Source organism: Roseomonas elaeocarpi, from assembly GCF_042433915.1.
GTDB classification, from domain to species: domain Bacteria; phylum Pseudomonadota; class Alphaproteobacteria; order Acetobacterales; family Acetobacteraceae; genus Roseomonas; species Roseomonas elaeocarpi.
The window spans coordinates 36,215-54,862 of the sequence record NZ_JBHLUN010000006.1 but is presented as its reverse complement, the minus strand read 5'-3'; the positions used below and the strand labels follow the sequence as shown (position 1 = coordinate 54,862).

Sequence of the window (18,648 nt, the reverse complement as noted above, 5' to 3'; positions counted from 1 at the left end):
GAGCAACAGCGGCGGCGCGTCGCCGGCCACGCCCTTCGCGGCGGGCCGGACACAGAACAAGGCCGACACCATGACCAGCACCACCCTGGACCGCCGCGGCGGGCCGGCCGACGCGCTGCTGCACGACTACCGCTCCGTGCTGCGCCGGCGTAACCGCACGCTCCTGCTCGGGCTGCTCGTGGTCGTCGCGCTGACGCTGCTGTCGGGCTGGGTGGCGCAGGTCGCGCCGACACGGCTCGCGCAGCATATCGGCACCTTCTTCGGCTACTTCGACCGCATCACGCAGCTGGAGAACGCGGCCCCCGGCACCCGCGTCTGGACCGATCCGGCGAACTGGTTCTGGGGCCTGCGGAAATGGAGCCTGCTGCTCGCCGACACGCTGCTGATGGCCTATGTCGGCACGCTGCTCGGCGCCGCGGGGGCCTTCGTGTTGAGCTTCGTGGCGGCGCGCAACCTCGTGTCACAGGGCTGGCTGCGTGGGGCGGCGAAGCGCCTGCTCGAATTCTGCCGCACCGTGCCCGACATCGTGTTCGCGCTGATCTTCGTGATCGCCTTCGGCCTGGGCCCGCTTCCGGGCGTTCTGGCGCTGGCGATCCACTCGCTGGGCTCGCTGGGCAAGCTGTTCACCGAGGTGGCGGAAAACATCGACATGCGCCCGGTGGAAGGCGCCCGCGCGGCGGGCGCGCCCTGGGCGGCTGCGGTGCGCTTCGGCGCAGTGCCGCAGGTTCTGCCGAACTTCGCCAGCTACACGCTGCTGCGCTTCGAGATCAATCTCCGCCAGGCCTCGGTGCTGGGCTTCGTGGGCGCCGGCGGCATCGGCCAGGACCTGCTCGAGGCCATCCGCAAGTTCTACTACAACGACGTGTCGGCGATCCTGCTGATGATCATCGTCGCCGTGATGCTGCTCGACATGCTGACCGAGAAGGTGCGCCACCGCCTGATCGGCACGGAGGCCCGGCGATGAACCTGCGCGCCACCGCCCTCGCCGAGTGCGAGAGCATCGCCGCCCGCCACCCGGCGGCCTTTCGCGCCCTGCCCGCCGGGCGGCGCGACGCCCTGATCATCACCACGCTGATGCTGGCGCTGCTGGCGCTGGGCATCTGGCGCCTGGGGATCGAGCCCTGGCGCCTGCTGTCGGGCTTCGGGCAGCTGCTGCACTTCCTGACACTGATGCTGCCGCCGGACCCGGGGTCCTGGACGGCCTTTTCCAGCATGCTGCGGCTGCTGGCGGAAACCGTGGCGATCGCCTTTCTCGGCACGCTGGTGAGCGCGGTGCTGGCCCTGCCGCTGGCGCTGCTGGCGGCGCGCAACACCACCGTGAACCGGCTGGTGCAGTTCCTGTCGCGCCGGGCGCTGGACGGCATCCGCGGCGTGGACGCGCTGATCTGGGCGCTGATCTGGATCAGCGTCGTGGGGCTCGGCCCCTTTGCCGGGGTGCTGGCGATCGCCACCTCGGACCTGGGCACTTTCGGCAAGATCTTCTCGGAAGCCATCGAGGCCGATGACGGCCGCGCCGAGGAAGGCCTGCGCGCCGCCGGCGGCAACCCGCTGCACCGCATCCGCTACGGCGTGCTGCCGCAGGTGGCGCCCGTGCTGGCCGGACAGATCCTCTACAACTTCGAGTCCAACACGCGCTCCTCCGCGATCATCGGCATCGTGGGGGCGGGCGGCATCGGGCTGATGCTGTCGGAGATGATCCGCACGCTGGAATGGCAGAGCGTGTCCGCCATCGTGCTGCTGATCCTGGTCACCGTGGGGATCATCGACGCCGTGTCGTCCCGCCTGCGCGCCGCCATGGCGGACGGGGCGCGGCACCGCTGAGCCGGTGGCGCCGCCGCGCCACCGAAACCGGTCGTCAGGTGCACCAGGGCTGCGCCTCGCCCGACACCGCCTCGCCCCGCGCGGCGGCCTCGGCGATCAGCAGCGCCAGGTAGGCGTCCTGCAGGCCCTCCGCGGCGTCGTAGGGACCGGCGCCGCCGCCGGCGTAGTCCGCCATGGCCCGCAGCATCGTGGCGCCCGCGATCTCGTCGTCGCTGAGCGTCACGCCCGGAAAGGGGTTGCGGAACAGCCAGCGCTCGCCCGCCAGCACGCCGCGATGGGAATAAGGCTCCGGATTGGTGTCCTGCCCCGCATCCATCCGTCGCAGCCGCAGCTGCACCGGCGTCGCGAAGTCGGTGATCCAGCGCGCCTCCACCCCGTCCAGTTCCCCCCGATCGCCGCGCACCAGCACGCGGGGCCCGCGGATCCAGGACCGGTACTGCTCGTTCGCGAAGTCGTGGATGCCCAGCCGGTCGCCGAAGTCGAGCTGCGCGATCACCTGCGTGGACTGGGTCACCCGGTACTCGCGCGGTGGCCCCTGCCGGTCGGGTCCCGCCACCAGGGGTGCGGCGAAGCGGCGGGCGGTGACGCGCGGCATCCGGAAGCCGGTGTCGAGGAAAGCGCGCAACAGGCTCATGCCGTGGTAGTCGTGCGCCAGCGACACCTGCGCGTGCTGCACCTCGCCCAGCAGGCCGGAGCGCGCCAGCGCCAGCCGCGCGGCGTTCATCGGCTGCAGCCGGTACTGCTCCGCCACCTGCAGCCGGGCGCCCCCGCGCACCAGGGCCCAGACCTCGTGCAGCCCCGCGAGGTCCTCGGCGGGCGGCGTTTCGGTCAGCACCGGCAGCCCGGCTGCCGCGACCTCGTGCAGCACCGGCAGCGCCTGGCCGCGCGACACGCAGACCACCACGAAGTCGGGCCGCCCGGCCGCCAGCAGGTCGGCGAGGTTGGGATGCACCGGGACGTTCCAGCGGTCCCGCAGCGCCTCGGCACGGTCGGGGTCGCGCACCACCACCCCGCTGGCCCGCAGCTCCCCCGGCAGGGCGCGCGCGAGGCGCAGGAAATACTGGGCCCGGAAGCCGCCGCCCACGACGGCGAAGCGCGCGGCGCTCACGCGGCCGGACCGCACGACGCGGAAACGCCCGTCGCCTTCCGGCATCGCCCCGTTCCGCGCTGCCCTGCCCGGCAACGCGCCGCCTGGTGCCACCAGGGGCACCCCCTTGGGCGTCCCCTTGGGCGCCGCCCTGCCCGACGCTGTTCCACCCAACGCTGTTCCACTCGGCGCCGTTCCCGCCGCGGCTGTTCTGGCTCCTGTCGCGTCATGGCCGCACGTCCTCCCCGCCGCCCGTGCTGCCCCTCTGGCGGGGGCTCAGCCGCGGCCGGCGGAGCATGCGCCGCGCGGGCCGCGTGGTCGAGGCGCCTCTGCCCGCTCCCCTGCCCGCCCCTCTACCCGCTGGGCCCCCTAGACCGAGAGCGTGACCCGATCAGCGGCGAAGCAGGACCGCGTGGCCTGGATGACCGCGCCCTCGGCATCGGTGTTGACGCTCTCGATCACCAGCACGGCGCGCCCGGGCGCCAGTGCCAGCTGCGCGGCCTCGGCCGGCTCGGCGATGCGCGCGCTGATCTGCGTGCTCCGGCGCAGGTAGTCCGTGACGCCGTGCGCCGCGTAGGCCCGGGTCAGGGAGCCCGTTTCGGCGTAGAGCCGGTCGAAGCCCGCGAAGCGCGGCAGCGGCAGGTAAGTGACCCCGGCCGAGATCGGCACCCCGTCGGCCTCGTGACGGGAATGCAGCGCCAGCACCGGCGTGCCGGGCGCCAGTTCCAGCGCCTCGGCCACCCAGGGCTCGGCGAGCACCGTATGGGCTTCCAGCAAGCGGCCCCAGGCTTCGCGCCCGGCGGCCGTGGCGATCTCGGAGAAGCGCGTCCGCGGCCCGATCGGGTAGCGCAGGGGTGCGGCCTCCACGAAGGTGCCGCTGCCCTGGGCGGAGCGCACCAGCCCGCGTTCCGTCAGGGCCGCCAGGGCGCGGCGCACGGTGTGGCGGTTCACGGCGAAGCGGGTGGCGAGCTGCGCCTCGGTGGCCAGCTTCGCGCCGGGCCTGAGAGCGCCGGTGGCGATCTCGGCTTCCAGCGCGTCGGCGATCTGTCGCCAGGCGATCAGGCCCTGGCCTCGTTGCAGCACGGCGTTCATGCGGCCCGCATCATCGAAATGTCACTTCCTAAATTTGTCTAGTTGTCTATACTACAATCATACCAGCAAGGGGCGCGAGGCCGCATGAGCAGCGGAACACGAGAAGCCGAGCCGGCGCCAGAGGACCGGCAGTCCGTGATGGCGCTTTGTGCCGAGGCGCTGGCCGAGGAGCTGCACGACGCCTTGCGGGCGGTGGGTTACCGCGGTCCCGTGCGCGACCTGCGGCGGCCCGAAACCGGGCTGGTGATGGTGCGCGGCCGGGCCGGCGGTGACGGGCGGCGCTTCAACCTGGGCGAGGCCACGGTGACCCGCGCCGCGGTGACGCTGGAGGAGGTCGGCACCGGCTTCGCCTACCATCTCGGCCGCGACGCCGCGCGGGCCCGGCTGGCCGCCACGCTCGACGCGCTGTGGCAGTCGCCGCAGCACCAGGCCGCCGTGGTGTCAGCCCTGGCCCCGGTGCGGCGCCGCCTGAGCGAGGAGCGCGCCCGTGCCGCCCGGCAGGCCGCCGCCACGCGGGTGGATTTCTTCACCATGGTACGGGGAGAGGACGCGTGAGCACCACCAGCACGCTGACCCAGGGCTTCACCGACCCGGTGCGCGACGCGCAAGCCGTGTTCCGCGCCGTGATGGAGGCCACCGCCCGCCCCGGCACGATCCAGGCGCTGCGGGGCGTGGCCGAGGCGCCGGCCCCGCTGACGCCGGAACTCGCGGCCGTGGCGCTGGCGCTGGCGGACCACGAGGCGCCGGTCTGGCTCGACCCCACCCTGGCGGAAGCGCCCGCGGTGGCGGCCTTCCTGCGCTTCCACACGGGCGCCCCGATCACCGCCGACCCGGCCGCCGCCAGCTTCGCGCTGCTGGCGGCCCCGGCCAGCTGCCCGCCGCACACTCTCTTCGCGCAAGGCACGCCGGATTATCCGGACCGCTCGGCCACGCTGGTGCTGGCGGTGGACCGGCTGGAAGCGGGCAGCGGCTGGCGGCTGGAAGGCCCCGGGATCGACGGGCAAGCCCGCCTCGTCGCCGCGCCCCTGCCGGGCGACATGCTCGGGCGCCTTGCGCGCAACCGGGCGCTGTTTCCGCGCGGGCTGGACCACCTCCTCGTAGCCACGGGCCGCGTGGCGGCGATCCCCCGCTCCACCGTCGTGACGGAGGGTTGATCGCATGTACGTGGCCGTGAAAGGCGGCGAGGCCGCCATCGAGAACGCCCACCGCGCCCTGGCCGATGCCAGGCGCGGCGATCGCGCGGTGCCCGAGATCGGGGTGGAGCAGGTCGAGGAACAGCTTCGCCTGGGCGTGGACCGCGTGATGACCGAGGGCTCGCTCTACGACCCGGGCCTCGCGGCGCTGGCGCTGAAGCAGGCGCGGGGCGACCTGATCGAGGCGGTGTTCCTGGTGCGGGCCTGCCGCACCACCCTGCCCCGCTTCGGCGCCTCCGAGGCGATCGACACCGAGCGGATGGCGGTGAAGCGCCGCGTGTCGGCCACCTACAAGGACCTGCCGGGCGGGCAGGTGCTGGGGCCGACCTTCGACTACACGCACCGCCTGCTGGACTTCACCCTGGCTGCCGGGCTGGAGCCGCCGGCTGCCGCCGAAGCGCCGGCCGACATCAACGAGCCGATGCCGCGCGTCACCTCGCTCCTGGGCGACGAAGGGCTGATCGAGCCGAGCGACCCGGATACCGATGCCCCCGTGCCCGACCTGACGCGCGAGCCGGTGGGCTTTCCCGCCAGCCGCGACCTGCGCCTGCAGGCGCTGGCGCGCGGCGACGAGGGCTTCGTGCTGGCGATGGGCTATTCCACCCAGCGCGGCTTCGGCCGCACCCACCCCTTCGTGGGCGAGATCCGCGTGGGCGAGGTGGAGGTCGAGTTCGTGCCGGAGGAGCTGGGCTTCGCCGTGCCGCTGGGCCGCATCACCGTCACCGAGTGCCAAATGGTGAACCAGTTCAAGGGTTCCGCCGAAGCACCGCCGCAGTTCACCCGCGGCTACGGGCTGAGCTTCGGCCAAGGCGAGCGCAAGGCCATGGCCATGGCGCTGGTGGACCGCGCCCTGCGTGCCAAGGAACTGGGCGAGGAAGCGCGCGGTCCGGCGCAGGACGAGGAGTTTGTGCTGTCGCACTGCGACAACCTCCAGGCCACGGGCTTCGTGGAGCACCTGAAGCTGCCGCACTACGTCGACTTCCAGGCTGAGCTGGAACTGGTGCGGCGCCTGCGCGCCGAGCACGCGGCGCAACGCCCGACACCCGACGCACACAGGGAGGCCGCGGAATGAGCGCCGCGCAGAACACCGCCGAGACCGGCGCCATGGGCGTGGCGGGCTACAACTTCGCCTACCTGGATGAGGGCACGAAGCGGATGATCCGCCGCGCCATCCTCAAGGCCATCGCCATCCCGGGCTACCAGGTGCCCTTCGCTTCGCGCGAGATGCCGATGCCCTATGGCTGGGGCACCGGCGGCGTGCAGGTGACGGCGGCGATCCTGGGGCCGGAGGACCGGCTGAAGGTGATCGACCAGGGTTCCGACGACACCACCAACGCGGTGTCGATCCGCAAGTTCTTCCAGCACACCGCCGGCGTCACCACCACCACGCGCACGGCGGACGCGACCATCATCCAGACGCGCCACCGCATCCCCGAGGCGCCGCTCCAGGCCGGGCAGGTGCTGGTGTACCAGGTGCCGATCCCGGAACCCTTGCGCTTCCTAGAGCCGCGCGAGACCGAGACGCGGCGCCTCCATGCCCTGGCGGAATACGGGCTGATGCACGTCAAGCTCTACGAGGACATCGCGCGGCACGGGCACATCGCCACGACCTACGCCTACCCGGTCGAGGTCGCGGGGCGCTACGTGATGGACCCTTCGCCCACGCCGAAGTTCGACAACCCGAAGATGGACCATTCGCCGGCGCTGCAGCTCTTCGGCGCGGGGCGCGAGCGGCGCATCTACGCCGTGCCGCCCTTCACCACGGTGCGCAGCCTCGACTTCGAGGACCATCCTTTCGCGGTGCAGCGTTTCGCGCAGCCCTGCGCGCTCTGCGGGGACCGGCACAGCTACCTCGACGAGGTGGTGCTGGACGATCGCGGGGGCCGGATGTTCGTATGCTCCGACACCGACCACTGCGAAACGCGCCGCGCGGAAGGGCATCGCGGCACACTCGGCGTCGAAGCACCCTACGCCCGCACGGGAGATGCCGCATGAGCGCGCTGCTTCGCGTCGAGGGGCTGAGCAAGCATTACGGCCGCCGCCTCGGCTGCGCCGATGTCAGCTTCGACCTGGAGGCCGGCGAGGTGCTGGCGGTGGTGGGCGAGTCCGGTTCCGGCAAGTCCACGCTGCTGAGCCTGCTGGCCGCCGAGCTTCAGCCCGATCGCGGGCAGGTGCTGTTCCGCGATGCCAATGGTGAGGAACGCGACCTTTTCGCCCTGGGCGAGGCCGAGCGGCGCCTGCTGCTGCGCACCGAGTGGGGCTTTATCCGCCAGGACGCGACGCAAGGGTTGCGCATGTCGGTCTCGGCCGGCGGCAACGTGGGCGAGCGGCTGATGGCCACCGGCGCCCGGCACTACGGCAAGATCCGCAGCACCGCGATCGACTGGCTGGGGCGGGTCGAGATCGACGCCGACCGCACCGACGACACGCCGCGCGCCTTTTCGGGCGGTATGCGGCAGCGGCTGCAGATCGCGCGCAACCTCGTCACCCACCCGCGACTGGTGCTGATGGATGAGCCGACCTCGGGCCTCGACGTGTCGGTGCAGGCGCGCCTGCTCGACCTCGTGCGCGGGCTGGTGGCCGAGCTCGGCCTCGCGGTGGTGATCGTGACGCACGACCTCGCGGTGGCACGCCTCCTGTCGCACCGGATGATCGTGATGAAGGAAGGGCGCGTGGTGGAAACCGGCCTGACCGACCAGGTGCTCGACGATCCGGCCGAGCCCTACACGCAACTCCTGGTCTCCTCGGTGCTCGCGGCATGAACCAAGATCCTCTCGTCACGCTGGACGGCGTGCGCAAAAGCTTCACCCTGCACCTGCGCGGCGGCACGGTTCTGCCGGTGGTGCGGGACGTGTCCTTCGCGGTGCTGCCCGGTGAATGCGTCGTGCTGGGCGGACCTTCGGGTGCGGGCAAATCCTCGATCCTGCGGATGATCCACGGCAACTATCGCTGCGACGGCGGTGCCATCCGCCTGCGCGACGGCGAGAACACGGTGGACGTCGCCACCGCCGATCCGCGCCGTATCCTGCGGCTGCGCCGCGACGTGATGAGTTACGTGTCGCAGTTCCTGCGCGTCATCCCGCGCGTCGGTGCGCTGGAGGTCGTGGCGGCGGCCGGGCGCGATGGCGGCCTCGACGCCGCCACCGCCACCGCGCGGGCCGAGGGACTGCTGGCGGAGCTCAACCTGCCCGACCGGCTGTGGCACCTGCCACCCGCCACCTTTTCAGGGGGCGAGCAGCAGCGCGTGAACATCGCGCGCGGCCTGATCGCCGACCGGCCCGTGCTGCTGCTGGATGAGCCCACCGCTTCGCTCGACGCGCGCAACCGCGCCGTGGTGGTGGACATGATCGCCCGCAAGCGCGCCGCCGGCACCGCCGTGATCGGCATCTTTCACGACGAGGACGTGCGCGAGGCCGTGGCCAGCCGCGTCGTCGACATTTCCCGCTTCGCTGCCCAGGCGGCCTGAGAACAGCATGCCCGACACACCCCACATCCTCCGCAATGCCCGCATCGTGCTGCCCGATGCGGTGATCCACGGCTGGCTCCGCATCGAGGACGGCGTGATCGCCGGTTTCAGCGAGGGCGACGCGCCCGCCGGCAACAGCCTCGACCTGCGCGGCGACCTGCTGATCCCGGGATTGGTGGAGCTGCACACCGACCACCTCGAAAGCCACTACGCGCCGCGGCCCAAGGTGCGCTGGCACCCGCTGGGCGCCGTGCTGGCCTACGACGCGCAGATCGCGGCGTCCGGCATCACCACCGTGTTCGACAGCCTGCGCGCCGGCACCGACATCGACGGCGGCGGGTTGGGCAGCGAGCTGCTGGCGCTGACGGAAGCGATCGACGAGGCGCGCCGGGGCGACCTGCTGCGCGCCGAGCACCGCACGCACCTGCGCTGCGAGATCCCCTCGCCCGACGTGGTGGAGGTGGTGCAGGACTACGCCGCCCGCTTCCCCGTGGACCTGATCTCGCTGATGGACCACACGCCGGGCCAGCGGCAGTTCCGCGACGTGGAGAAGTACTTCACCTACGCCCGCCGCTCCGGCAAGTCGCTGGAAGAGATCAAGGCGCTCACCGAACTTCGCATGACCACCGGCGCGGAGCGTGCCGAGCGGAACCGCCCGCAGCTGGTGGAGATCGTGCGCCGCCGCTCGATCCCGCTTGCCAGCCACGACGACACCACGGCGGGCGACGTGGAGCAGTCCGCTGCCGAAGGCGCCACGGTGGCGGAGTTCCCCACCACCGTCGAGGCCGCCGCCCGCAGCCGCGCCGGCGGCATCACGGTGATGATGGGCGCGCCCAACCTGATCCGCGGCGGCTCGCATTCCGGCAACGTCGCGGCCGAGGAGCTGGCGCGCGAAGGGCTGCTCGACATCCTGAGCTCCGACTACGTGCCGGCGAGCCTGCTGATGGCGGCCTTCCAGCTGCCGGCGCGGGTGCCGGGCATCAGCCTGCCGCAGGCGGTGGCCACCGTGACCGCCAACCCCGCCGCCGCCACCCGCCTGCACGACCGCGGCCGCATCGCCGCGGGCCTGCGCGCCGACCTCGCGCGGGTGCAGCTCGGCGGCACGGCAGAGATGCCGGTGCCGGTGGTGCGGCAGGTGTGGCGCGAGGGGCGGCGCATTGTCTGACGACGCTTCGTCCGCCGCGCCGATAAACGCCGCACCCTCCATCCCCGGCGCGCGGCACGGCGCCGCAACGGGCGGCTTCGTGCTGGTGGTCGGTCCGTCCGGGGCCGGCAAGGACACGGTGATCGCCGGAGCGCGCGCCGCGCTGGCGGGCGACGACCGCTTCGTCTTCGCCCGGCGCGTGGTGACCCGCCCGTCCTCCGCCTGGGAGGACCATGACAGCCTGTCGCCCGAGGCCTTCGGCGAGGCGCGAGCCGCTGGCCGCTTCGCGCTGGACTGGGACGCGCACGGGCTTTCCTACGCGCTTCCCGCGCAGACCCTGCTGGACGCGCGGGCGGGGCGGATCGTGGTGGCCAACGTGTCGCGCCAGGTGGTGCCCGGGGCCCGGTCGCGGCTGCCCGGCGTTTCGGTGGTGGAGGTCACGGCCGCGCCCGAAACGCTGGCCCGCCGCCTGGCCGGACGGGCCCGCGCGGAGGACGGCGACCTGCGCGTGCGCCTGCACCGATCCGCCACCCTGGCGCCGGTCGCGGCGGAACTGGTGATCCACAACGACGGCCGGCCGGAGGACGCGGTGGCGCTGCTGCTCGAACACCTGCGCGGGCGGCGCTAGGACGCCCCCGGGCGCGGGCCCATGTTGCGGCGCCGGACCGGTCGCCGCCGCCGCTGTCGCGCCCCGGCCGGCCGGTGTAGTAAGGCCGCCTTCCGTGTCCGGGACCCCGCCGCACATGACATCCGCCTCGTCGCGCCGTCACGCATCGCTGCTCCTCGCCCTGCTGCTCGCGGCGCCGCTGCTGGCCGCGCCGCCGGCCGCCGCGCAGGCGCCCGACACGGTGCGGATCGAGCAGCTGACCTGGACCGAGGTGCGCGACGCCACGCGCGCCGGGCGCACCACCGTGATCATCCCCGTCGGCGGCACCGAGCAGAGCGGCCCCTTTATCGCGGTGGGCAAGCACAATGCCCGCGCGGCGGTGCTGAGCGAGCGCATCGCGCGGCAGCTGGGCAATGCGCTGGTGGCGCCGGTGATCGCCTACGTGCCCGAGGGCAACACCAGCCCGCCCTCCTCGCACATGCGCTTTCCGGGCACGATCAGCATTCCCGCCGACGCCTTCGAGCGCATGGTGGAAGGGGCGGCCGAAAGCTTCGCCGCGCACGGCTTCACCGACGTGGTGCTGATCGGCGACCATGGCGGCTACCAGTCCAACCTGCGCCACGTCGCGGAAACGCTGAACCGGCGCTGGAACAACGGCCGCGCCCGGGCGCACTACATCAGCCAGTATTACGGCGCGATCGAAACGAGCTTCGCCCCGGCGCTGAAGGCGCGCGGCCTCGGCGCGGATATCGGCACCCATGCCGACCTGATGGACACGGCGCTGACGCTGGCCACCGCGCCCGACCTCGTCCGCAGCCGGGAGCTTCAGTCGGCCCCCAAGCCCGGCACGGCGGATGGCGTGTACGGCGGCGATCCCCGCCCTGCCACGGCCGAGCTCGGTCGCCTGGGCACCGAGGCCATCGTGGCACAAACGGTGGCGGCGATCCGCCAGGCCACCGCGAAGCGCCCCTGACGCCCCCGGGGGAGCATTCCCGAGGGCACGCCCGCGACCTGCGCCCGGGCGCACCCCCGCCCCCAGCCTTTCCTGGAACCGTCATCCCACCCGACGGCCCTGGACCCACCCTCATCGCTCGCTTACAGGAACGATCTGCATGATCCGACCGTCCGCATCCCTTTCGCCGCGTTTCCGCCACCCGTGGGGAAGCCTGGCCGCCGCGCTGCTGGGCACGGCCCTCATGCTGCCGGGGCTGGCCCTGGCGCAGGCCCCCGCGGCTCAGCCCCCGGCCGCCCAGGCTCCTGCGGCCCAGGCTCCGGCGCAGTCCCCTGCCCAGGCGCCCGCCGCCCCCTCGACCGGGGCCGAGCCCGCGCGGGTGGACACCGTGCCCGGCATGCCGCCGGTCACCGACCCGCGCAACATCTACAGCGACGTCACCGGGCCGGCGCTCGACCCGCGCGTGCGCTCCGACCTGTCGCGCGTTTACGTGCCCAACCTGCGCTCCAACGACGTCTACGTGATCGATCCGGAGACCATGAAGGTCGTGGACCGCTTCCCCGTCGGGCGCTCGCCGCAGCACGTCGTGCCATCCTGGGACCTGCGCACCCTCTGGGTCACCAACAATGCCGAGGGCAAGCCGGACGGCAGCCTGACGCCGATCGACGCCGCCACCGGCAAGCCGGGTGAGCCGGTGACGGTGGACGACCCGTACAACATGTACTTCACCCCCGACGGCAAGGCCGCGATCGTGGTGGCCGAGGCGCGGAAGCGGTTGGATTTCCGCGACCCGCACTCGATGGAGTTGCAGTCCTCGCTCGACACGCCCAACTGCCGCGGCATCAACCACGCCGACTTCTCAGCCGATGGGCGCTACGCCATCTTCACCTGCGAGTTCGGCGGGCAGCTGGTGAAGGTCGACCCGATCAACCGCACCGTGATCGGCTACCTCAAGCTGTCGCGCGGCGGCATGCCGCAGGACATCCGCGTCGGGCCGGACGGGCGCACCTTCTACGTGGCCGACATGATGGCCGACGGCATCTTCGTGATCGACGGCGACACGTTCAAGGAAACCGCTTTCATCCAGACCGGCATCGGCACCCACGGCCTGTATCCCAGCCGCGACGGCACCAAGCTCTACGTCGCCAACCGCGGCTCGCACTCGGTGCACGGCAAGCGCGGCGGTCCGGGCGGCGTGTCGGTGGTGGATTTCGCGACCGGCAAGGTGGTGGCCAACTGGCCGATCCCCGGCGGCGGCAGCCCCGACATGGGCAATGTCAGCGCCGACGGGAAGCTGCTGTGGCTGTCGGGCCGCTACGACGACGTGGTCTACGCCTTCAACACCACCGACGGATCGGTGCGGAAGATCCGCGTGGGCGCCGAGCCGCACGGGCTGACGGTCTGGCCGCTGCCCGGCCGCTACTCGCTGGGCCACACGGGTATCCTGCGCTGATCGGCGGGCGGGGCTGCGCCGCGGCGTAGCCCCACGGGGCCTGTGCGGCCCCGCGGTGGGCAACCCCGCGCCGGGGTGGCTCGGCGCTGGGTGGCCCCGCGCTGGGTGGCTCAGCGCTGGGTGGCGAAGACCAGCTCCTGCGCTTCCAGCAGCCGCAGCCGGTCCTCCGCCTGACCGACCCTGGCCAATCCCACGGAGCGCAGCGCCACCGGGGTTTCGCCCTCCAGCTCCAGTTCCAGCACCTCGCCGCCGGCCGGAAGTTCCAGCGCCGCCTCGGCGCCTTCGGGCGGCACCCGCAGCGTCACCGTGTCTTCCGCGCCGTCGCGCCAGGCGGTGAGCCGAAGGTCCGCGGCTCCGGCCACCGGGGTGATTTCCAGCACGACGCGCAGCGCCTCGTCCGGGGCCCGCAGGCCCAGCGTCGCGGTGCCGCTGAACAGCCGGCCCAACGGCGTGGCGGCACCCCAGCCCTCGCCGCGCGGCAGGGTGCCGGCAAGGCCCGCTTCCAGCGAAGGCCGGCGTCCGGGCGGCGGCGACAGGCGCACCCGCAGGCCCGGCGGCAGTTCCGGCATCGCCGCCGCGCCGGCCTCGCGCAGCAGCGAACGGGCGGCCTCCAGCATCGATGCCGCAACCGCGCCCCAGGGGCGGCAGCCGCCTTTGGCCTTGATCGCCGCCGCGGCGGGCGCGGGATCGGCGATCAGCGACAGCGCCTTGGCCACGAAATCCGGCTCTGAGTTGGGCGCGAAGAACACCGCCCCGCCGGCACCGCTTTCCAGCAGCGCCGAGTGCGCCGCCGCCAACACCGGCCGGCCCAGCGCCAGCGCCTCGCTCACCGGCAGGCCCCAGCCCTCGGCATGGCTGGCGCACACGGCGAAGCGGCAGTTCTCGGTCAGCGCACGCAGCGTGGCGTCGTCCACGTCATGGAGGATCATCACCCGCGCCTTGAGCTCGGGCGAAGCGTCGAGCAGCGCCATCGCGCCCTCCGCCCGCCAGCCCGGCCTGCCGACGCAGACCAGCACCGGGCAGGCGGGGCCCAGCTGCCGCAGGATGTTCAGCCAAGCCTGGAAGATCAGCGCGTGGTTCTTGCGCCCCTCGATCGTGCCGACGCACAGCACGTAGGACCGCTCGCGCAGCGCCGCCGGCACCTCGCCCGGAAGTTCCGGCGCGGCGGGAATGCCGTTCAGCGGCACCACGGCCACGGGCGGCAGCGGCAGTTCGGGCAGGTAGCGCCCGGCGAAGCGGCGCAGATCCGCGGCCGTCGCCTCGGAGTTGCACAGGATCGCGTCGGCCAGGATCGGCAGGGCCGAGAACCAGCGCGCGTATTGTTCCACCGTGGACGCGTTGCACCATTCGGGCACCGCCAGCGGCATGGCGTCGTGCAGCAGCGGCACGTGGCGCACCCCGGCGGCGCGCGCCGCGAGCAGCCGCGCAGAATACTGCGGCAGCACCCAGGCCGTGCCGGGGCAAAGGATCAGCGCGCCGGGCGCCAGCACGAGGTCCGGCGCGCGCGCCAGCCAGTCGCGCAGCAGCACCGCCGCTTCCTGCCAGATCTCCTCCGAAGCATCACTGCCGCTCGCCGACAGCCGGCGCAGCCGCTCCAGCAACGGCTTGGGCCATTCCCGCCAGCCGCCGCCCACGCCCTCCGCGCCAGCGGGCAGCATGGCGCAGAACACCACCGATTCGTCGGCCAGGAGGCCTGCCGCAACCTCGTACTGCACGCGCTGAATGCCCGAGGGTGCGCGCCGGTCGCCCAGGATCCACACCGCCAGGTCCGACAGGTCGAGCGCCACGCCGGTGACGCGGCGTACGGCCGGCGTGCTGCGGTGTGCCAGCGCGTGCCATTCCACCCAGGTGTCGGCCGCGGCCGGCTCGATCGCGCTGGCGCGGGCGTAGCGCGCCAGCGCCTCCGCCTCGCGGCCCAGGAGCTTCAGCGCGTGGCCCATCTGCAGGTGGATGTCGGCCTCGGTGTCGTCCAGCGCCTCGGCCTCGGCGTAGAGGGCCAGGGCCGCGGCGGGGTCGCCGGCTTCCTTGACCATGTGCCCGCGCTGCACGATGACGCCCCGGTCATCCGGGCGCAGCGCGAGGTATTCGCCGTAGAGCGCCGCGGCCGCGCTCCACTGGCGCGTGTCGCGGGCGGCATTGGCCTGGCTGAGGAGTTCGGCGGCGTCGGGCATGGGCGATGCGCACCATGCCCGCTGCGCCGCGTCAAGACGAAGGCTGGCCAGCCAAGGCGCTTTGCAGCCCACAAACGTTCCGGCGCCGCGCCGCGATCCCGTGCCCCGCGCTTCGCACCGGGCCGCTGGCTACCGGGGGTTGCGCCGAGCTCCTCCCGGCATCGCGCGTGGCGCCGCCGGTGCAGCGGAGGTCTGGCGGGGTACGGCGGGCGGATTTCTCCCGGCTGCGCGATATGCCGGGCCGCCGATCCGCTCTAGCCTTGGACCATGGCGCCCAGAATCACGATCGACGGATACAATCTCGGCCTGGAGCAGGGGACGGGCGTGGCGACCTACGCGCGCAACCTGTCCTTCCGGCTCGGCGCCATGGGCGCGGAGGTGGACGTGCTCTACGGCACCCGCGCCAGCCCGGCCAAGGACCCGCTGATCCGCGAGATCGCCTTCTTCGACGGCCGCGTCGGCGCGCCCAGCAAGCCCGGCCGCATGATCCGCACCTTCCGCCGGCTGGTGCTGCCGATGATCGGCAACAAGGCGGAGCCCGTGCCGATGACGGGTCGCGTCATCACCCGCACCTTCGACGCCCGCCTGCCGCACTACGACCGACTGTGGAACATCGAGGAGCTGTTCAGCCTTTCGGCCAACCACTTCAAGTGGCACTACGAGCGGCTGAAGGTGCGCCTGCCCGAGCGTCCCGACATCATGCACTGGACCTACCCGGTGCCGGTGGTCGCGCGGGGCACGCGCAACATCTACACGCTGCACGACCTGGTGCCGCTGCGCCTGCCCTACACCACGCTGGACCACAAGCGACGCTACCTGCGGCTCAACCGGCTGCTGGTGCGCGAGGCCGATCATATCGTGACGGTCAGCGAGGCTTCGCGGCAGGACATCATCAACCTGCTGGGCTGCCCGCCGGAGAAGGTCACCAACACCTACCAGTCGGTGGAGCTGCCGGCGAAGCTGGCGCGCAAGCCCGAGCCCGAGGCCCGCGACGACGTGATGGGCTCCTTCGGGCTGGAATGGAAAGGCTACTACCTGTTCTTCGGCGCCATCGAGCCCAAGAAGAACGTGGGCCGCATGATCGAGGCCTACCTCGCCTCGGGCACCGAGCTGCCGCTGGTGATCGTGGGCAAGCAGGCCTGGAAGAGCCAGGAGGAGCTGCGCCTCCTTTACGAGGACCACCAACGCTGGATGCTGCCGCAGGGTGGCGGCGAGCCCCAGACGCTGATGCAGCGCAAGCTGCGCGACCGCATCGTGCTGCTGGACTACGCCCCCTTCCGCCTGCTGCTCAGCCTGATCCGCGGCGCCCGGGCGGCGCTGTTCCCCTCGCTCTACGAGGGCTTCGGCCTGCCGGCGCTGGAGGCGATGAGCCTGGGCACGCCGGTGCTGACCTCCAACACCTCCTCGCTGCCCGAGGTCGTGGGCGACGCGGCGGTGACGGTGGACCCCTACGACGTGCGCGCCATCACCGAGGGCATCCGCGCGCTGGATGGGCAGCCGGAACTGCGCGAGCACCTGGCCATGGTGGGGCCGCAGCGCGCGGCCCTGTTCTCGGCCGAACACTACGAGCGCCGCCTCACCGATCTCTACGCCCGCCTCGGCGTCCGGCTCGACGGCGCCCCTGCCCGGGCGGGGGCAGCGGCCGCACCGGCCGCGGCGTCGCGGACCCTGGCATCCGGCAGGGCCGCATGACCGCCGGCCCCGCCCGGACGCAGGCGGACCACCGGCCCGCCATCCAGGAGGAATTCCACCCCGACGGGCTGCCCATGCCGCAGCGCTTCTGGGCAGCCCTCGCGGTGGCGGTGTCGGTGATGATGGCGGTGCTGGACGGGGCCATCGCCAACGTCGCCCTGCCCACCCTGTCGCAGGAGCTGCAGGTCGCGCCCTCGACCTCGATCTGGGTGGTCAACGCCTATCAGCTGGCGATCACCGTCACGCTGCTGCCGCTGGCGGCGCTGAGCGAGATCGTGGGCTATCGCCGGGTCTACGTGGTGGGGGTGGCGGTGTTCGTGCTGGGCTCGGCCGCCTGCGCGCTGTCGGGCTCGATGACGGCGCTGACGCTGTCGCGCGTGGTGCAGGGCCTGGGCGCCTCGGGCATCATGTCCACCAACGCGGCGCTGATCCGCTTCACCTATCCCCGCGCCATGCTGGGCCGCGGCATCGGCGTCAACGCGCTGGTGGTGGCGACCTCCTCGGCGCTGGGCCCCACGATCGCGGGCGGCATCCTGCTGGTGGCGAGCTGGCCCTGGCTCTTCGCGGTGAACGTGCCGATCGGGCTGGCGGCGCTGTTCCTGGGCTGGCGCAGCCTGCCCCTCAGCCCGCTCGCGAAGCGCCGCTTCGACTGGGTCAGCGCCCTGCTCTGCGCCGCGACCTTCGGCACGCTGATCACCGGGCTCGACAGCATCAGCTACGGCGGCTCGCTCACGGAAACCGTGGCGCAGTTCGCCGTGACCCTGCTGGCCGGCGGGTGGCTGCTGTCGCGGCAGGTCTCGGCCTCGGCGCCGCTGCTGCCGGTGGACCTGATGCGGATCCCCATCTTCGCCCTGTCGGTGGGAACCTCGGTCTGCTCCTTCCTGGCGCAGATGCTGGCCTATGCCTCGCTGCCCTTCCTGCTGCAGAACGGTGTCGGGCTGTCGGCGGTTCAGACGGGGCTGATGATGACGCCCTGGCCGCTGGCCACCGCCGTGGTGGCGCCGATCTCCGGCCGGCTGGCGGACCGCTACAGTCCCGGGCTGCTCGGGGGCGCGGGGCTGGCGCTGTTCGCGCTGGGGCTGCTGTCCCTGGCCTTCCTGCCGTCGGCGCCCGCGGCCTGGGACATCGGCTGGCGGATGGCCCTGGCCGGCGCCGGCTTCGGCCTGTTCCAGAGCCCCAACAACCGCGCCATGCTGGGCTCCGCCCCGCGGGAGCGTTCGGGCGGCGCCGGCGGGATGCTGGCCACAGCGCGCCTGCTCGGCCAAACGGTCGGCGCGGCGCTGGTGGCGCTGGTGCTGGCCCGCTTCGGCGCCGTGGGCCCGACCACGGCGCTGCTGCTGGGCGCCGGTGCCGCCGCCCTGGCGGCCGTGGTCAGCATGCTGCGGCTGCTGCCCTCCACCGCCCACCGCTGAAGGGTCGGGGCTGAAGGGTCCAGGACTGAAGGACCGGGGAACCTCCCCCGGTCCGGGCCGGATGCTCAGCGCCCCGGGTCGGCGCTGATGGCCTGCACCGGCTCGAACCCTTCGAACTGCGGCGGCCCGAGGTAGAGCGGCTTGGTGCCGCCGGCGCTGCGGTGCGCGGCGCGAAAGGCGTCCGAGCGCGTCCAGTTCTCGAAATCCCCCCGGCTCGCCCAGACTGTATGCGAGGCATACAGCACGTGGTCCTCCGCCGCCGGGCCGCGCAGCAGGTGGAACTCCACGAAGCCCGGCACCTCGCGCAGGCGGGAGTCGCGGGAACGCCAGACCTCCTCGAACTCGGCCTCCGAGCCAGGAAGAACCTTGAAGCGGTTCATGGCGATGAACATGCGGCGTTATCCCTCGGCTGCGATCCGTCGCCCAAGCTGAGGGGCAGGCGAGGCGCTGCCAAGCAGGCCGCAGCAGTTGCTCACGAAGATGTCGGCCCTCCAGACGTTCCGATTAACGGAACATCAACCATAAGCTGTGTTCATCATTGCAACCGCAACGTCGCCA

The 18,648-nt window shown here is 72.7% G+C and carries 18 protein-coding genes; 14 read left to right on the top strand and 4 right to left on the bottom strand.

What is annotated here, in order from left to right; genetic code table 11:
• Window positions 1–70 precede the first annotated feature (70 nt).
• Both phnE (ACFFGY_RS08770) and phnE (ACFFGY_RS08765) read left to right on the top strand, forming a co-directional pair.
• Window positions 71–964: a phosphonate ABC transporter, permease protein PhnE gene (phnE, locus tag ACFFGY_RS08770; protein ID WP_377044096.1), complete on the top strand. Its 894-nt coding sequence runs from the start codon at window positions 71–73 to the stop codon at window positions 962–964.
• A complete protein-coding gene (gene phnE / locus ACFFGY_RS08765) occupies window positions 961–1,821 on the top strand; it encodes a phosphonate ABC transporter, permease protein PhnE (protein ID WP_377044095.1) in 861 nt (286 codons plus the stop codon). Before phnE (ACFFGY_RS08770) ends, phnE (ACFFGY_RS08765) begins: the two co-directional genes overlap by 4 nt.
• A gap of 34 nt (window positions 1,822–1,855) precedes the next feature.
• Here the strand turns inward: phnE (ACFFGY_RS08765) and ACFFGY_RS08760 are convergent, their stop codons facing one another.
• Together ACFFGY_RS08760 and phnF are read right to left on the bottom strand one after the other, a co-directional pair.
• Complete coding sequence (locus ACFFGY_RS08760; RefSeq protein ID WP_377044094.1) at window positions 1,856–2,974, bottom strand: Gfo/Idh/MocA family protein; 1,119 nt, start codon at window positions 2,972–2,974, stop codon at window positions 1,856–1,858.
• A gap of 303 nt (window positions 2,975–3,277) precedes the next feature.
• Entirely contained in the window at window positions 3,278–4,000 is a 723-nt protein-coding gene (gene phnF / locus ACFFGY_RS08755) for a phosphonate metabolism transcriptional regulator PhnF (RefSeq protein WP_377044093.1), read from the bottom strand.
• Window positions 4,001–4,084: 84 nt separating this feature from the next.
• On the opposite strand from phnF, the gene phnG reads away from it, so the two are divergent.
• The 10 genes from phnG to ACFFGY_RS08705 all read left to right on the top strand — a co-directional run bounded on the left by phnG (window position 4,085) and on the right by ACFFGY_RS08705 (window position 12,815).
• A complete protein-coding gene (phnG, locus tag ACFFGY_RS08750; RefSeq protein WP_377044092.1) occupies window positions 4,085–4,555 on the top strand; it encodes a phosphonate C-P lyase system protein PhnG in 471 nt (156 codons plus the stop codon).
• Window positions 4,552–5,154: a phosphonate C-P lyase system protein PhnH gene (gene phnH, locus ACFFGY_RS08745; RefSeq protein ID WP_377044091.1), complete on the top strand. Its 603-nt coding sequence runs from the start codon at window positions 4,552–4,554 to the stop codon at window positions 5,152–5,154. Before phnG ends, phnH begins: the two co-directional genes overlap by 4 nt.
• Before the next feature lie 4 nt (window positions 5,155–5,158).
• Window positions 5,159–6,265: a carbon-phosphorus lyase complex subunit PhnI gene (locus ACFFGY_RS08740; RefSeq protein WP_377044090.1), complete on the top strand. Its 1,107-nt coding sequence runs from the start codon at window positions 5,159–5,161 to the stop codon at window positions 6,263–6,265.
• Complete coding sequence (locus ACFFGY_RS08735) at window positions 6,262–7,188, top strand: alpha-D-ribose 1-methylphosphonate 5-phosphate C-P-lyase PhnJ (RefSeq protein WP_377044089.1); 927 nt, start codon at window positions 6,262–6,264, stop codon at window positions 7,186–7,188. The genes ACFFGY_RS08740 and ACFFGY_RS08735 overlap by 4 nt, the downstream gene beginning before the upstream one ends.
• Window positions 7,185–7,955 (top strand): phosphonate C-P lyase system protein PhnK, encoded by a 771-nt coding sequence (gene phnK, locus ACFFGY_RS08730; RefSeq protein WP_377044088.1) that lies wholly within the window; start codon window positions 7,185–7,187, stop codon window positions 7,953–7,955. The genes ACFFGY_RS08735 and phnK overlap by 4 nt, the downstream gene beginning before the upstream one ends.
• Complete coding sequence (gene phnL / locus ACFFGY_RS08725; protein WP_377044087.1) at window positions 7,952–8,659, top strand: phosphonate C-P lyase system protein PhnL; 708 nt, start codon at window positions 7,952–7,954, stop codon at window positions 8,657–8,659. Before phnK ends, phnL begins: the two co-directional genes overlap by 4 nt.
• Window positions 8,660–8,666: 7 nt before the next feature.
• Window positions 8,667–9,824 carry an alpha-D-ribose 1-methylphosphonate 5-triphosphate diphosphatase gene (locus tag ACFFGY_RS08720; RefSeq protein WP_377044086.1) on the top strand — a complete coding sequence of 386 codons (1,158 nt, stop codon included), beginning with the start codon at window positions 8,667–8,669 and terminating at the stop codon, window positions 9,822–9,824.
• The gene (gene phnN, locus ACFFGY_RS08715; protein ID WP_377044085.1) at window positions 9,817–10,431 is read left to right on the top strand and encodes a phosphonate metabolism protein/1,5-bisphosphokinase (PRPP-forming) PhnN; all 615 of its coding nucleotides are present in this window, start codon (window positions 9,817–9,819) and stop codon (window positions 10,429–10,431) included. The genes ACFFGY_RS08720 and phnN overlap by 8 nt, the downstream gene beginning before the upstream one ends.
• A 115-nt stretch (window positions 10,432–10,546) precedes the next feature.
• Window positions 10,547–11,383: a creatininase family protein gene (locus ACFFGY_RS08710; RefSeq protein WP_377044084.1), complete on the top strand. Its 837-nt coding sequence runs from the start codon at window positions 10,547–10,549 to the stop codon at window positions 11,381–11,383.
• 223 nt (window positions 11,384–11,606) lie between these two features.
• On the top strand, window positions 11,607–12,815 hold the full coding sequence (locus ACFFGY_RS08705) for a YncE family protein (RefSeq protein WP_377044362.1): 1,209 nt from the start codon (window positions 11,607–11,609) through the stop codon (window positions 12,813–12,815).
• A 110-nt stretch (window positions 12,816–12,925) separates the two neighbouring features.
• Here the strand turns inward: ACFFGY_RS08705 and ACFFGY_RS08700 are convergent, their stop codons facing one another.
• Window positions 12,926–14,986 carry a glycosyltransferase family 4 protein gene (locus tag ACFFGY_RS08700; protein ID WP_377044083.1) on the bottom strand — a complete coding sequence of 687 codons (2,061 nt, stop codon included), beginning with the start codon at window positions 14,984–14,986 and terminating at the stop codon, window positions 12,926–12,928.
• A 267-nt stretch (window positions 14,987–15,253) separates the two neighbouring features.
• Here ACFFGY_RS08700 and ACFFGY_RS08695 point away from each other — a divergent pair, with 267 nt between their 5' ends.
• Together ACFFGY_RS08695 and ACFFGY_RS08690 are read left to right on the top strand one after the other, a co-directional pair.
• Window positions 15,254–16,678: a glycosyltransferase family 4 protein gene (locus ACFFGY_RS08695; RefSeq protein WP_377044082.1), complete on the top strand. Its 1,425-nt coding sequence runs from the start codon at window positions 15,254–15,256 to the stop codon at window positions 16,676–16,678.
• The gene (locus tag ACFFGY_RS08690) at window positions 16,675–18,090 is read left to right on the top strand and encodes an MFS transporter (protein ID WP_377044081.1); all 1,416 of its coding nucleotides are present in this window, start codon (window positions 16,675–16,677) and stop codon (window positions 18,088–18,090) included. Before ACFFGY_RS08695 ends, ACFFGY_RS08690 begins: the two co-directional genes overlap by 4 nt.
• 65 nt (window positions 18,091–18,155) lie before the next feature.
• Here the strand turns inward: ACFFGY_RS08690 and ACFFGY_RS08685 are convergent, their stop codons facing one another.
• Window positions 18,156–18,482, bottom strand: a complete 327-nt coding sequence (locus tag ACFFGY_RS08685; RefSeq protein WP_377044080.1) for an antibiotic biosynthesis monooxygenase family protein — start codon at window positions 18,480–18,482, stop codon at window positions 18,156–18,158.
• Window positions 18,483–18,648: the final 166 nt, after the last annotated feature.

Bases quoted from the DNA above. Each gene is read 5' to 3' on its own strand.
- ACFFGY_RS08690 (WP_377044081.1), top strand. From the start codon at position 16,675: ATGACCGCCGGCCCCGCCCGGACGCAGGCGGACCACCGGCCCGCCATC.
- ACFFGY_RS08740 (WP_377044090.1), top strand. From the start codon at position 5,159: ATGTACGTGGCCGTGAAAGGCGGCGAGGCCGCCATCGAGAACGCCCAC.
- ACFFGY_RS08735 (WP_377044089.1), top strand. From the start codon at position 6,262: ATGAGCGCCGCGCAGAACACCGCCGAGACCGGCGCCATGGGCGTGGCG.
- phnL (WP_377044087.1), top strand. From the start codon at position 7,952: ATGAACCAAGATCCTCTCGTCACGCTGGACGGCGTGCGCAAAAGCTTC.
- ACFFGY_RS08720 (WP_377044086.1), top strand. From the start codon at position 8,667: ATGCCCGACACACCCCACATCCTCCGCAATGCCCGCATCGTGCTGCCC.
- phnG (WP_377044092.1), top strand. From the start codon at position 4,085: ATGAGCAGCGGAACACGAGAAGCCGAGCCGGCGCCAGAGGACCGGCAG.
- phnE (WP_377044096.1), top strand. From the start codon at position 71: ATGACCAGCACCACCCTGGACCGCCGCGGCGGGCCGGCCGACGCGCTG.
- phnF (WP_377044093.1), bottom strand. From the start codon at position 4,000: ATGAACGCCGTGCTGCAACGAGGCCAGGGCCTGATCGCCTGGCGACAG.
- ACFFGY_RS08695 (WP_377044082.1), top strand. From the start codon at position 15,254: ATGGCGCCCAGAATCACGATCGACGGATACAATCTCGGCCTGGAGCAG.
- ACFFGY_RS08700 (WP_377044083.1), bottom strand. From the start codon at position 14,986: ATGCCCGACGCCGCCGAACTCCTCAGCCAGGCCAATGCCGCCCGCGAC.
- ACFFGY_RS08760 (WP_377044094.1), bottom strand. From the start codon at position 2,974: ATGCCGGAAGGCGACGGGCGTTTCCGCGTCGTGCGGTCCGGCCGCGTG.
- phnE (WP_377044095.1), top strand. From the start codon at position 961: ATGAACCTGCGCGCCACCGCCCTCGCCGAGTGCGAGAGCATCGCCGCC.
- phnK (WP_377044088.1), top strand. From the start codon at position 7,185: ATGAGCGCGCTGCTTCGCGTCGAGGGGCTGAGCAAGCATTACGGCCGC.
- ACFFGY_RS08685 (WP_377044080.1), bottom strand. From the start codon at position 18,482: ATGTTCATCGCCATGAACCGCTTCAAGGTTCTTCCTGGCTCGGAGGCC.
- ACFFGY_RS08705 (WP_377044362.1), top strand. From the start codon at position 11,607: ATGCTGCCGGGGCTGGCCCTGGCGCAGGCCCCCGCGGCTCAGCCCCCG.
- ACFFGY_RS08710 (WP_377044084.1), top strand. From the start codon at position 10,547: ATGACATCCGCCTCGTCGCGCCGTCACGCATCGCTGCTCCTCGCCCTG.